Annotated in this window: 13 protein-coding genes; 4 read left to right on the top strand and 9 right to left on the bottom strand. The window is 70.5% G+C overall.

Translation table 11 applies throughout. The features are described 5' to 3' along the window. Positions 1-208 precede the first annotated feature (208 nt). Genes BBX35_RS17755 through BBX35_RS17745 form a run of 3 tightly spaced genes read left to right on the top strand, consistent with a single transcriptional unit; the run spans position 209 to position 1,731 of the window. A complete protein-coding gene (locus BBX35_RS17755) occupies positions 209-415 on the top strand; it encodes a DUF1737 domain-containing protein (RefSeq protein ID WP_067222913.1) in 207 nt (68 codons plus the stop codon). A gap of 16 nt (positions 416-431) precedes the next feature. Continuing rightward, positions 432-971: an RBBP9/YdeN family alpha/beta hydrolase gene (locus BBX35_RS17750; RefSeq protein WP_067222910.1), complete on the top strand. Its 540-nt coding sequence runs from the start codon at positions 432-434 to the stop codon at positions 969-971. Between the two features lies 1 nt (position 972). Continuing rightward, entirely contained in the window at positions 973-1,731 is a 759-nt protein-coding gene (locus tag BBX35_RS17745; RefSeq protein WP_083206409.1) for a sulfite exporter TauE/SafE family protein, read from the top strand. Positions 1,732-1,741: 10 nt separating this feature from the next. Here BBX35_RS17745 and BBX35_RS17740 read toward each other — a convergent pair whose 3' ends face one another. Next, the gene (locus BBX35_RS17740) at positions 1,742-3,136 is read right to left on the bottom strand and encodes an aminotransferase-like domain-containing protein (protein ID WP_067222908.1); all 1,395 of its coding nucleotides are present in this window, start codon (positions 3,134-3,136) and stop codon (positions 1,742-1,744) included. Positions 3,137-3,333: 197 nt separating this feature from the next. Here BBX35_RS17740 and BBX35_RS17735 point away from each other — a divergent pair, with 197 nt between their 5' ends. Beyond that, positions 3,334-4,230 (top strand): LysR substrate-binding domain-containing protein, encoded by an 897-nt coding sequence (locus tag BBX35_RS17735; protein ID WP_088946119.1) that lies wholly within the window; start codon positions 3,334-3,336, stop codon positions 4,228-4,230. Here the strand turns inward: BBX35_RS17735 and BBX35_RS17730 are convergent. The 8 genes from BBX35_RS17730 to BBX35_RS17695 form a co-directional block, all read right to left on the bottom strand. Next, positions 4,209-4,721, bottom strand: a complete 513-nt coding sequence (locus tag BBX35_RS17730; RefSeq protein WP_067222905.1) for a cupin domain-containing protein — start codon at positions 4,719-4,721, stop codon at positions 4,209-4,211. The genes BBX35_RS17735 and BBX35_RS17730 overlap by 22 nt on opposite strands. Beyond that, on the bottom strand, positions 4,718-5,152 hold the full coding sequence (locus BBX35_RS17725) for a cupin domain-containing protein (protein WP_083206408.1): 435 nt from the start codon (positions 5,150-5,152) through the stop codon (positions 4,718-4,720). The genes BBX35_RS17730 and BBX35_RS17725 overlap by 4 nt, the downstream gene beginning before the upstream one ends. A 13-nt stretch (positions 5,153-5,165) precedes the next feature. Next, complete coding sequence (locus tag BBX35_RS17720) at positions 5,166-5,759, bottom strand: LysE family translocator (RefSeq protein WP_067222903.1); 594 nt, start codon at positions 5,757-5,759, stop codon at positions 5,166-5,168. 134 nt (positions 5,760-5,893) lie between these two features. Beyond that, positions 5,894-6,493, bottom strand: a complete 600-nt coding sequence (locus BBX35_RS17715; RefSeq protein WP_244271660.1) for a tyrosine-protein phosphatase — start codon at positions 6,491-6,493, stop codon at positions 5,894-5,896. A 147-nt stretch (positions 6,494-6,640) separates the two neighbouring features. Next, positions 6,641-8,395 (bottom strand): ABC transporter ATP-binding protein, encoded by a 1,755-nt coding sequence (locus BBX35_RS17710; protein WP_067222901.1) that lies wholly within the window; start codon positions 8,393-8,395, stop codon positions 6,641-6,643. Continuing rightward, positions 8,392-9,243: an ABC transporter permease gene (locus BBX35_RS17705; RefSeq protein ID WP_067222899.1), complete on the bottom strand. Its 852-nt coding sequence runs from the start codon at positions 9,241-9,243 to the stop codon at positions 8,392-8,394. Before BBX35_RS17705 ends, BBX35_RS17710 begins: the two co-directional genes overlap by 4 nt. Further along, entirely contained in the window at positions 9,240-10,193 is a 954-nt protein-coding gene (locus BBX35_RS17700) for an ABC transporter permease (protein WP_067222897.1), read from the bottom strand. Before BBX35_RS17700 ends, BBX35_RS17705 begins: the two co-directional genes overlap by 4 nt. Before the next feature lie 104 nt (positions 10,194-10,297). Continuing rightward, a complete protein-coding gene (locus BBX35_RS17695) occupies positions 10,298-11,848 on the bottom strand; it encodes an ABC transporter substrate-binding protein (RefSeq protein ID WP_067222894.1) in 1,551 nt (516 codons plus the stop codon). Positions 11,849-11,878: the final 30 nt, after the last annotated feature.

The raw sequence follows: 11,878 nt of genomic DNA, 5'->3' as shown, positions 1-11,878 counted from the left end.
ACGAGGGACAGTATCGACAGGATAGCTGCACCTTCAAAGGGCGAAATGCACCCACCGGACGGATGAGGGACACTTCGCGCCAAAACATTTCAGCCGCAAGGCCGTGAGAAATGGTCCCCCTTGCCTGAAATCGCTTCAGTTTCCTTCGGTGGCCGGGGGACGGTAGAGTTCCGGCCGGATCTGCGCAGCGCAAGAGGAGCGTGCCGCGATGATGGTGTACCGCGTGCTGACCGGCGTCGACGATGCCGCCTTCTGCCACCGTGTCACCGAGGCCCTGAGCCTCGGCTGGTCGCTGCACGGGGCGCCGAGCCTTGCCTATGACAGCGCCCGGCGGGCGGTGATCTGCGGCCAGGCCATCGTCAAGCAGGTGGAGGGCGGGCGCTACGACCCTGCCCTCGACCTGTCGCGGCAGTGAGGGAACGGAGCGGGCAATGACGGACGGACTGGTTCTTCCCGGCATCGGCGGATCGGGCGAGGCGCATTGGCAGAGCCTGTGGGAAGCGGAGGACGGCGGGCTGGCGCGCTTTGCCCCGGCCGACTGGGACCGGCCGGAGCTTGCCGAATGGACGGGCGCGCTGGAGCGGGCGCTCAGCAACTTTTCCCGCCCGCCGCTGCTGATCGCGCACAGCCTCGCCTGCTTGCTGGTCGCCCATGCGGCAGAGAGGCTTTCGGGCCGCGTGCGCGGGGCCTTCCTGGTCGCCGTGCCGGACCCGGACGGGCCGGCTTTTCCGGTTGAGGCGGCGAGCTTTCGCGACGTTCCGGCGCAGGCGCTGCCGTTCCCGGCGCTGATCGTCGCCAGCAGCGACGATCCCTACGGCACGACGGAGCATGCCCGCCGGCGGGCGCGGGACTGGGGAGCCGGGCTCGTCGAGATCGGCGCGCGCGGCCATATCAACGGCGCGAGCGGTCTCGGGGTCTGGCGCGAAGGGCGAATGCTGTTCGACGCTTTTGCCGCCGGGGTGCGGGGCTGAAATGGGGGGCGCCGCGATCGGCCTTGCCGAGCTGCTCCTGCTGCTGGCCGCCGGGCTCGTCGGCGGCGCCTGCAACGCCATCGCCGGCGGGGGCACCTTCTTCACCTTTCCCGCGCTGCTGCATGTCGGCGTGCCGCCGGTCGCCGCCAATGCCACCAGCGCGATCTCGATCTGGCCGGGCCATGCCACCAGCCTGCTCGGATATCGCGAGGAGCTCCGCCGCCAGTCGGCGCGGCTGAAGGCCAGCGCCCCGGTCTTCATCCTCGGCGGCATCGTCGGCGCGGCGCTGCTGGCGGCGACCGGCAACGCGGTCTTCCGCCAGCTGATCCCCTGGCTGCTGCTGGCGGCAACGCTGCTCTTCGCCGCCGGACCGTGGCTGCGTGCCTGGGTGAGCGCGCATCGCGGCGGCGAACTGCCGAGGGCGGCGCTGCTCGCCATCGATTTCGCGGTCGCCGTCTATGGCGGCTATTTCGGCGCCGGGCTCGGCATCCTGCTGATGGCGGTGCTGACCTTGATCGGGATCGACGACGTCAACGAGGCGAATGCCCTAAAGAACGCGCTGGCGACCGTGGTCACCAGCGTCGCCGTCGCCGTGTTCGTCGCCACCGGCATCATCGCCTGGCTGCCGGGACTTGTCGTGCTGGCCGGGGCGATTGCCGGCGGCTATCTCGGCGCGCGGCTGGCGCGCTGGGTGAAGCCGTCCGTGCTGCGGGCGGTGGTGATCGCCGTCGGTCTGCTGCTGACCTGGTCCTATTTCTGAGCCGCCTGCCTCAGGCGAGAACGGACGGCGCCGACGCGCCTGCCCCGAGATTTTCGACAAGGCCGGCAATGGCGCGAAGGGCCGTCTCCAGCTCGTCCATGGCGGGCGCGCCGAGGCACAGCCGCACGCCGCAGGAGGCCTCATCCGCCGGGGTGCCGGGCGCGGCGGCGGTGGAGGCGGGCGGGGTGACGAGGATGCCCAGCGCCCGGGCGGCGGTCTCCAGCGCCGCGGCCCGTCCGGCCTGGAGCGGCAGCCAGACGTGATAGCCGACATGGCACGCGTCGCGCATCGCCCGTCCCAGGATCGCCCCGGCCAGCGCCCGGCGGCGCGCGGCCTCCTCGCGGATGGCGGTGCCGATGGCCTCGGCCGTGCCGTCGAGCACCCATTGCTCCATCACCACGCAGCCGAGCGGCGAGATCATCAGCCCGCTGGCATGGAGCGCGGCTTCCGTGCGGGCGACAAGGGCCGGGGGCACCACCAGACCGCCGACGCGCAAAGACGGGTTCAGGGTCTTCGACAGGCTGTTGATGTAGACGACGCGCTCGGGCGCAAGGCTGGCGAGCGGGGGAAACTCCGCCTCCGGCGCCAGCGTGTAGACATCGTCCTCCACCAGCATCGCATCGCGCGCCCGGCAGACCGCGACGATGGCCTCGCGCCGGCCGCGCCCCATCGAGCCGGTGGTCGGGTTCTGCATGGTCGGGGTCAGGTAGACCGCGATGCCGCTTGTATCCGCCCGAAGGCCTTGCAGGATCTCGTCGAGCGCATCGGGCAGCATGCCTTCGGCGTCCATCGCAACGGCGAGCACGCGCAGGCCCATGTGGCGGGCGAGCGTCAGCACGCCGGGATAGGTCTGCGCCTCGACCAGCAGCGTGCCGCCGGGACCGCACAGGGTGGAGAGCGCGACGGCCAGCGCATGCTGGGCGCCGCCCGCCAGCAACAGGCACTGCGGGTCGGCCTCCATGCCGAGGCGGCGGAACCAGCGGGCCATCTCGTTGCGGTAGCGGGCATGGCCGGCTACCGGCGGATAGGCGTTGAACACATCCGCATCGAGCCTGCGGGAGACGGCGGCCAGGGTGCGGGCGAGCAGCCGCTCGCTGACGCCGGAGGGCGGGGCGTTGCGCGACAGGTCGACGAGCGGGCCCTTGCGCGCCTCGGTGGCGGCGACGAAGCTGCCCAAGCCGCGCACCGAGCGCAGCAAGCCGCGCCGTTCCAGCAGCGCATAAGCCTTGGTCACGGTGCCGAGCCCGATGCCGAGGCGCCAGGCGAGATCGCGCTGCGCGGGAAGGCGCGCGCCGACCTCAAGCGCGCCCGACAGGATGTCCTGCGACAGGGCGGCGGCGAGCCGCTCTCCGGGCGAGCCGGCCCCTTCGGAAAGGCGGGGCTGCCAGGGCGAACGCAGGCGCATGCGAAATCTCTCCAAGTGTAACGTGACACTTTTGCTATTTTATCGAAGTGTCACAGCCAATAGCATCCCGGCTCGTGAAAGTCCCGCCTGACAGGATCGGACCCCGGATGCTGCAGCATGCGCCCTCTTGCCCCTGCCCCTCCCCCTCCCGCTCCCCCTCGCCCGCCCTCTCGCCGCCGAACGAGACAGGCGGTGCCATGCGGCTCGGCGTGCCGCTGACGGCGCTGCGCGCCTTCGAGGCGGCGGCGCGCCATCTGTCGATCAAGGAGGCGGCGGGCGAAATCGGCGTGACGCCGTCGGCGGTGAGCCACCAGCTGCGCGTGCTGGAATCGGTGCTGGGCGTGGAGCTGATGCGCCGCGTCGGGCCGCGGCTGGAGCTGACGGAGACCGGACGCATGCTGTCGCCGGAGCTGACGGCGGGCTTCGGCCGGATCGCCGGGGCGGTGGGGCTGCTGAAGAGCGAGCGCAAGCTCGGCCCGTTGCGCCTGTCGATGCTGCCGACCTTCGCCGCGCACTGGCTGTCGCCGCGGCTGACCCGCTACCCCTTCGCCCGCGCCGGGTTCGAGCTGCTGATCTCGACCGGGCAGGACCGGGCCGACGTTTCGGCCGGGGCGGCGGATGCGGCCGTGCGGCACGGCGACGGCCAATGGCCGGGCGTCGTCGCGGAGCGATTGTTCGAGGAGACGGTGGGGCTACTCGGCGCACCCGGCATGGCGACGGGCGGGGAGGACGAGTTGCGCGCCCGTGTCGGCCGCACGAACCTCTTCCTGTCGCAGAACCGGCGGGAGAACTTCGCCCGCTGGAACGCCTCGCTGCCGGGCGGGCCGTTGCAGCCGGCAGCGGTGACCATCGTCGATTCCGCCGGGCTCGGCCTCAAGGCCGCCATCGACGGGGCCGGCGTGACCCTCGCCGGGATCGAGATCGCCGGGCAGGACATCGCCGCCGGGCGGCTCAAGCCGCTGTTCGCCCACAAGGTGCCGGCCAATGCCGGTTACTATCTGTGCTATCCGCCGGCGCTGGAGCGCGACCGGCGGATCCGCAACGTGCGCGCCTGGCTGCTGGCCGAGGCGGGTCACCCCTCGCCGTCCCAGTAACCGGCGGTCGCATCGCCGCGCAGCACCAGGTCCAGCCGCCGCGCGGCCTTGTCGCCGCCGGGGGCGGAGCCGGCAAACACCACCAGCTTGCCGCTGTCGGGATATTCCATCACGTCCGGCTCGCGCATGCTGCTGATCGCGAGATAGCGCAGCGGCGCGTCCGGTCCGGCGATCAGCTGGTGCGCGGTCTGCGGCCCGCCGGCCGGGCAGACGACGACATCGCCGGCACTGAACGGGTGCTCGTCGGCTCCGAAGCGCAGCCGGCCGGAGCCGGCGAGGATCACGAACATCTCGTCATTGGCGTGATGGCAGTGGAACGGCCAGGCCTTCTTGCCGGCCGGCACCTCGACATAGCGCGCGCCGAGATGGCGGGCGCCGAGCGGCGCGGCGATGGCGGCCGTGCCGGCCTCGAAGGTCTCGCCATGGCGCTGGATCTGGAGCGGCAGGGCGTCGGGCCGCACGATGGGGGGCTGCACGATCGGGGAGGTCATCGGTCACCTTTGTCGTTTGCATCGTCGGGACGAAGGGGCGCCCAGCCGGCGGTTTCGACCTCGATGCGGTCGCCGGCGGTGGAGGGCGCGGAGGCGAGGACGAAGACCAGATCGCCGGTTCCGTCGTTGCGCACCCAATGCGGCCGGCCGGGCGGCACGTGGATCGCCTGGCGCGGGCGGGCGCGCAGCGTCCCCTCCGGCATGCGCAGGGTCATCTCGCCCTCCAGCACGTAGAAGACCTGGCGGGCGCGGCGATGCAGGTGCGGCGTCTCGCTGGTGCCCGGCTGCATCAGTTCCTGGCGCAGCTGCAGGCCGTCCTGCTCCAGCAGGCGCCAGCCGAGGCAGCCCTCGCCCCAGGAATAGAGATTGTCGGGGCCGGCCTCGGTCAGGGCGACGGCGGACGCGACAAGGGGTGCGGTTTCGCGGGTCATCGGGATCGCTCTCTCACAGCCAGAACAGGACGGCGGTGAGGGCGGCGAGCGCGGCCATCGTCCGGTTGACCAGCAGCAGCTTGCGCCGGTCCTTGAGCACTTGCCGCAGCCCCGCGCCGAAGGCCGCCCAGACCGACATGCAGGGAATGCCGATCACGGTGAAGACGAGGCAGACCATCGCCAGCCGGCCGGCATAGCCCTCGCCCGGCGCGACGAAGGCGGCGATCACCGTGCCGGCGATCAGCCAGGCCTTCGGATTGACGAACTGGAAGGCGGCGGCCTGGAAGAAGCCGATGGGCCGGGCCATGGAGGCATCGCGCAATTCACCCGCGCGCCAGAGCTTTGCCGCCAGCCACAGGAGATAGAGCGTGCCGATGACCTTCAGCGCCACCTGCAGCCGCGGCTCCAGCGCGAAGATGGCGCCGAGACCCGCACCGACCGCGCTGAGCTGCACCGCGACGCCGAAGGGAATGCCGAGGATATGCGGCCAGGTGCGGGCCATGCCGAAGACGAGGCCGGAGGTCGTCAGCATCAGGTTGTTGGGGCCCGGCGTGATCGACATCACGAAGGCATAGATGGCAAGCGCCATCAGCGAGGTGGGATCCATATGCGCAACCGTCCTTCACCGCGGCCCGCATCGATGCGGAGCCGCCGAAGGTCAGTTGAGCACGGACGACGGCCGCCGGCTGCTGAGTTTTCGTCAGGAGAAGATGAGCCGGGCTAACGCGGCCGGCCAACGACTCAGGAGGCCGTGAAGCCGAGCCAGAGCTCCAACTGCTCGAAGCTTTCGTCCATCGGCCAGGCTCGCGACAGCCAGGGCAGCGGCACATGGCCGAAGCGGAAGGAGAGCTGCGCCTCGGCCTCCTCCTCGTCCGCGCCGGCGATGGCGGCCATGTAGAGGGAGGCGGCAAGGCCGGTGCGGTCCGACCCGGCGCGGCAATGGATGAGCAAGGGCTTCGGCGCCTCGCGCATCAGGGTCACGAGTTGCTCCGCCTCGGCCCGCGACAGGACGAGGCTTTCGGACATGGCGAAGTCGAGATGGCCGATGCCGAGCTGCTGCGCCGCCGCGCGCTCGCCCTCGTACCAGGGGGCACCGGGACTGGCGCCGCGCAGGTTGAGGATGGTGCGGATGCCGAAGCGCTGGTGCTGGCTGGCGATGTCCGCGCCGGACGGCTGGGCGGAGCGGTAGAGCTCGCCGGCAACGACCGTGTGGAGATTGCCGGTGAGCTGCAGCAGCACGGCATGGCCGATGCACAGGGCAAGGATGGCGGCGAGGGCCAGCCCCCCGCGCCGGAGCCACCGCCAGAGACCCGCGTGGGCCGGCCGTTTCGTCTTGGTCACACGCAGATCCCGGCAGGGCGGGCAAAACGAACGCCCGCGGCAGATATCGATCGATACTTGCATCATCGCGCAAGTCGCGCCGCCCGTCGAGAGCCGACCGACGCTACGGCTTGCGCCCGAATGTCGCGCGGGAAGGCGCCTGCCCGCTCACGCCGGCAGGGGGCGCAGGCGGTGGGCGCTCTCCAGATGGATGCGCGGGACGGCGGCGAGCAGGCTGCGCGTGTACTCGTGCTGCGGATCGGTGAAGATCGCTTCCGTCTCGCCGTCCTCGACGATCTCGCCGGCGCGCATGATCGCCACCCGGTCGGCGAACTGGCGCACGGTCGACAGGTCGTGGGTGATGAACAGGAAGGACAGGCGGTGCTCGTCCTGCAGGTCGGAGAGCAGGTTCAGCACCTGCGCCCGCACGGAGACATCCAGCGCCGACACCGCCTCGTCGGCGACGATGAAGCGCGGGTCGAGGGCCAGCGCCCTTGCGATGGCGATGCGCTGGCGCTGGCCGCCGGAGAACTGGTGCGGATAGCGCGAGACGTAATCCGGGTCGAGGCCGACGCGGGCCAGCAGCGCGCGCGCCCGCTCGTGCCGCTCCTCGCGCCCGGCAAGGCCGTGGATGGCGAGCCCGTCGGTCACCGCCTCGCCGACGGTGCGGCGCGGGTTGAGCGAGGCGAACGGGTCCTGGAAGATCGTCTGGACCTGGCGGCGGAAGGCCATCAGCTCGTCGCCGCGCAGGGCGACCACATCGCGGCCGCGATAGAGGATGTCGCCGGAGGTCGGCCGGTCGAGCCGGGCGACGCAGCGCCCGAGCGTGCTCTTGCCCGAGCCGGATTCGCCGATCAGCGCCGTGGTGGTGCCCGGCGCGATGGTCAGGCTGACGCCGTTGACCGCGTGCAGCGACTTGCCGCCGAAAGGCAGGAGGCCGCCGCCGAGGCGGAACGTGCGGTGCAGGTCGCGCAGCTCCAGCGCCGGGGTTGCCGCGTCCTCTTCGGTCCCAGCCAAAGAGGCGGGCGCGGCAGGAACCGGGGCGGCAGACGACGGAGCGGGGGCGGAAGCGGGCGCGCCATCGGCCCGGCCGAAGATCGCATCCGTGTCGACGGTCGGAAAACGCAGGCCCGGCGTGCGCGGCAGCTCGACATCGGGCGCGGCCGCGATCAGCGCGCGGGTGTAGGGATGCTGCGCCCGCGTGAAGATCTCCGTGACCGTGCCCTGTTCCACCACCTTGCCGCGATAGAGCACCACGACGCGGTCGGCGATGCCGGCGACGACGCCGAGGTCATGGGTGACGAAGACGACGGCCGAACCGAGCTCGCGCTGCATCTTGAACAGCAGCTCCAGCACCTGCGCCTGCACGGTGACGTCCAGCGCGGTGGTGGGTTCGTCGGCGATGATCAGCGCCGGATCGGCGGCGCAGGCGATGGCGATCATCACCCGCTGGCGCATGCCGCCGGACAGTTCGTGCGGGAAGGCGCGGGCGCGCGTCTTCGCATCGCGGATGCCGACCCGCTCGAGCAGCGCCACGGCCCGGCGCATGGCCTCGGCCCGGGTGACGGGGAAATGCAGCAGCAGGACCTCGGCGATCTGGGCGCCGACCCGCATGCCCGGATTGAGCGCGGTCATCGGCTCCTGGAAGATCATCGAGATCTCCTTGCCGCGCACCGCGTTCATCCGCTTTTCGGAGGCGTCCTGCAGCGCTTCGCCGCGCAGCAGGATCTCGCCGCTGCGGCGGACCGAACCGTCGAGCAGGCCCATGATCGCACGGCCGGTGACCGACTTGCCGGACCCGGATTCGCCGACGATGCACACGACCTCGCCGGGCGCGACATCGAAGCCGACACCGTCGACCGCCAGGAAATCGCCGAAGCGGACGGACAGGTCGCGGACGGACAGCAGCGGGGCGGCGGTCATTTGCGCAGCTCCGGATTGAGGACGTCCTGCAGCAGGTCGCCGACGAGATTGACCGCCAGCACCACGAAGAACAGGGCAAGACCCGGGAACACGGCCGACCAGGGATTGATGTAGATGTAGTTCTTGAGAATGCCGACCATCTGGCCCCAGGACGGGGTCGGCGGCTGCACGCCGAGACCGAGGAAGCTGAGGCCCGCCTCCATCAGCAGCGCGAAAGAGAAGGTGACCGAGGCCTGCACGGCGATGATCGAATAAAGGTTCGGCAGCGCCTCGTGGCGGATCAGCCAGAGCCGGCCGGCGCCGAGCGAGCGGGCCGCCAGCACATGCTCGCGGGCGCGGATCGAGCGGGTCATGTTGTAGACGACGCGGGCGAATTGCGGGCAGTAGATCAGCCCGATCGTGCCGATCAGCGTGCCGAGCCCCCCGCCGAGCAGCGCCAGCGCGATCAGCGCGACGAAGATTTCCGGCAGCGACACGAACACATCGATCAGCCGCATGGCGACCGCCTCGACGCGTGGGCCGCAAAAGCCGATCAGCACGCCGAGCAACGTGCCGAGCACGCCGGCGAGCAGCACCGCCGACAGGGCGACGCCGAGCGAGATGCGCCCGCCATGGATGATGCGCGAGAGGATGTCGCGGCCGAGCTCGTCGGTGCCCAGCCAGTGCGCCTGCGAGGGGCCGGAGAGGATGTTCAGCGTGTCGATGGCCAGCGGATCCTGGATCGGCAGCAGGGGCGCGGCAGCGGACAGCACCGCGACGACGAGCAGGAACAGCAGGGCGGCGGAGGCGGCCAGGTTCCGCCGGCTGCCCAGCTCGCGCAGGAAGGTCGAGAGGAAGGTGGTCGTCATGCGGTGGCCCTCACGCGCGGGTCGAAGAAGCTCTGGGCGAGGTCGATCAGCAGGCTGATGAGGATGAAGATCGCGAAGATGGCGATCAGGCTGCCCTGGATCACCGGGTAGTCGCGCGAGAAGGAGGCGCTGACCAGCAGCGAGCTGAGGCCCGGCCAGTCGAACAGCGCCTCGACGATGACCGTGCCGCCGAGCAGGTTGCCGGCGCGGATGCCGATGATGGCGATCACCGGCACCATGGCATTGGGCAGCGCGTGGCGGATCATCGCCCGCCCCCGCGACAGGCCCTTGGCACGGGCGAGCGCCACATAGTCGTTGTCCATCGTGTCGATCAGGCTGGCGCGGGTGACGCGGGCGACCACGCCCATGAAGTTGAGCCCGATGGCCAGCGAGGGCAGGACGAGACAGGACAGGTGCAGCAGGGGATCGTCGGCGAAGGGCACGTAGCCCGAGGAGGGCAGCACCTGCAGCCAGACGCCGAAGACGACCACGAGGATGACGCCCGAGACGAAGACGGGCGCGGAAAAGCCGATCACCGAGACGATGGAGCTGATCGCGCCGGACAGGCGGCCGCGGTTGCGCGCCGACAGGATGCCGAGCGGCAGGCCGAGCAGGACGGCGACCAGCAAGCCGCCGGCGATGAGTTCCAGGCTGCGGGGGATGCGCAGCAGCAGGTCGTCGAGCACCGGCTCGCCGGAGCGGATGGAGACGCCGAAGTCGCCCTGCAGCAGGCGCATCGCCCAGTTGCTGAACTGGACGAAGAGGGACCGGTCGAGGCCCAGTTCGTTGCGCATGCGCGCAACCGCCGCCGGATCGCCGCCGGTGGCCTCGCCCAGCATGATCATCACCGGATCGCCGGGGATCATGCGGGCGACGAGGAACACCGCCACGGCGGCGATGGCCAGCGTCAGCAGGGCAGAGGAAAGCCGGTGGCCGAGGAACCTCAGCATGGAACGCTCCCGTTGAACGGAGCCCGCCGCGTCAGCCGGGCAAGGGCGAAGGCGCGGCGGGCGGGTCTGCGATGCCGGACGACCCGGTCAGGCGAGGACGGTCCTCAGTCGAGGGCGATCTTCGGCAGCGAGATGGCCGGGGCCGCCTCGCTCAGCGCGCCGCCGAGATGCACGTAGCCCTTCACCTTGCGCGTATAGGCCTGGGCCTGTTCGCGGTAGTTGATGAAGATCCACGGCATCGTCTCGAGGATCCGCTCCTCCGCCTTGGCGTAGACGGCCTTGCGCGCGCCCTGGTCGGTGAGCTGGCGGCCCTCGTCGAGCAGCGCCTCCAGCGTCTCGTCCCGGTAGCCGATGGGCTTGGCCCAGTATGCGGATTCCGAGCCGAGATAGTAGCTGTAGGCGTCCGGGTCGTTCAGCTTCATGGAGACGCCGTAGATCATCGCGTCGTAGTCCGCGCCGTTCTTGCGCGAGACCAGATCGGACCATTCCACCAGGCGGATCGAGACGTTGACGCCGATCTCCTTGAGGTTGGCCTGCAGGATCTGAGCGGTCGTCGTGTAGATGCCGAGGCCCTGGTAGACGATCAGCTCCATGTCGAGGCCCTCGCCATGGCCGGCCTCGGCCAGAAGCGCCTTCGCCTTCTCGATGTCGAGGGAGACGGTGCCCTTCAGGTCGGCGTTGTAATAGGGCGAATCCTCGGGCGTGGGCGCCGAGAAGATCGGCGTGCCGTGGCCGAAGAAGGCCGCGCGCGAGATCGCCTCGCGGTCGACGGCAAAGGCCATCGCCCGGCGCACCCGCGGGTCGTCGAACGGCGCCCTGGTGGCATTGAACCACACGCTCATGAAGGCGCCGGAGGCGGAGTCCACCTCGAAGTTCGGCATGCGCGCCAGCATGTCGATGTCCTTCCACGGCACGAAGTCGATCATGTCGAGCTGGCCGGACCGCAAGGCGGAGACGCGCGCGTCGTCGCTCTTGATCATGCGGAAGTCGACCGTCTCGAGCTTCGGCTCGCCCTCGATGAAGTAGGAGGGGTTGGCGGCAAGGCGGGCGCGCACGCCGGACTCGTATTCGGCCAGCGTGAAGGGGCCGGTGCCGTTGGCCTGCGACTTGATGTTGACGCCGGACTCGACCCAGGCCTTCGACACCATCGCCGCCTCGGGCAGCGCCAGCACGGACAGGAGCGAGGCGTCGGGCTCCGACTTCTTCACCTCGACCGTGCGCTCGTCGACCTTGGCGATGGTGCAGTCGACCAGATAGCCGCGCAACGTCGCGCCGGTCGCCTCGTCGCGGATGCGCTCCAGCGAGAAGACGACGTCGTCCGCGGTGAGCGCGCTGCCGTCATGGAAGGTCACGCCCTCGCGCAGACGGAAGACGATGGTCGCCGCATCCGGCTGCTCCCAGCTTTCGGCCACCGCCGGCACGATCTCGCCCTTGGTGTCGAAGGTGACGAGGGGCGAGTAGAGCACGCCGATCAGCACCTTCCAGGAGTTGCCGGCATAGATGTGCGGATCGATGTTGGTGACCTCGGTCACCGTGCCGTAGCGCAGGGTCCCGGCCTTGCCGGCGGCAAAGGCGCTGAGCGAGGTGCCGCCGAGGGCAAGGCCCGTCAGGGCTGTCAGGCCCGTCAGGGCAAAGCTGCGACGTGTCATTTCCATGATGAGGCTTCCTTCTGGCTGGTTCTTTTT

Origin of the sequence: Stappia indica, assembly GCF_001696535.1 — a bacterium.
Classification (GTDB): domain Bacteria; phylum Pseudomonadota; class Alphaproteobacteria; order Rhizobiales; family Stappiaceae; genus Stappia; species Stappia indica.
This window is presented reverse-complemented; position numbering and strand designations above follow the sequence as displayed.

What these genes read in the sequence shown, in the direction of transcription:
- BBX35_RS17755 (WP_067222913.1), top strand. Translation starts at nt 209, where the DNA reads ATGATGGTGTACCGCGTGCTGACCGGCGTCGACGATGCCGCCTTCTGC.
- BBX35_RS17750 (WP_067222910.1), top strand. Translation starts at nt 432, where the DNA reads ATGACGGACGGACTGGTTCTTCCCGGCATCGGCGGATCGGGCGAGGCG.
- BBX35_RS17745 (WP_083206409.1), top strand. Translation starts at nt 973, where the DNA reads ATGGGGGGCGCCGCGATCGGCCTTGCCGAGCTGCTCCTGCTGCTGGCC.
- BBX35_RS17740 (WP_067222908.1), bottom strand. Translation starts at nt 3,136, where the DNA reads ATGCGCCTGCGTTCGCCCTGGCAGCCCCGCCTTTCCGAAGGGGCCGGC.
- BBX35_RS17735 (WP_088946119.1), top strand. Translation starts at nt 3,334, where the DNA reads ATGCGGCTCGGCGTGCCGCTGACGGCGCTGCGCGCCTTCGAGGCGGCG.
- BBX35_RS17730 (WP_067222905.1), bottom strand. Translation starts at nt 4,721, where the DNA reads ATGACCTCCCCGATCGTGCAGCCCCCCATCGTGCGGCCCGACGCCCTG.
- BBX35_RS17725 (WP_083206408.1), bottom strand. Translation starts at nt 5,152, where the DNA reads ATGACCCGCGAAACCGCACCCCTTGTCGCGTCCGCCGTCGCCCTGACC.
- BBX35_RS17720 (WP_067222903.1), bottom strand. Translation starts at nt 5,759, where the DNA reads ATGGATCCCACCTCGCTGATGGCGCTTGCCATCTATGCCTTCGTGATG.
- BBX35_RS17710 (WP_067222901.1), bottom strand. Translation starts at nt 8,395, where the DNA reads ATGACCGCCGCCCCGCTGCTGTCCGTCCGCGACCTGTCCGTCCGCTTC.
- BBX35_RS17705 (WP_067222899.1), bottom strand. Translation starts at nt 9,243, where the DNA reads ATGACGACCACCTTCCTCTCGACCTTCCTGCGCGAGCTGGGCAGCCGG.
- BBX35_RS17700 (WP_067222897.1), bottom strand. Translation starts at nt 10,193, where the DNA reads ATGCTGAGGTTCCTCGGCCACCGGCTTTCCTCTGCCCTGCTGACGCTG.
- BBX35_RS17695 (WP_067222894.1), bottom strand. Translation starts at nt 11,848, where the DNA reads ATGGAAATGACACGTCGCAGCTTTGCCCTGACGGGCCTGACAGCCCTG.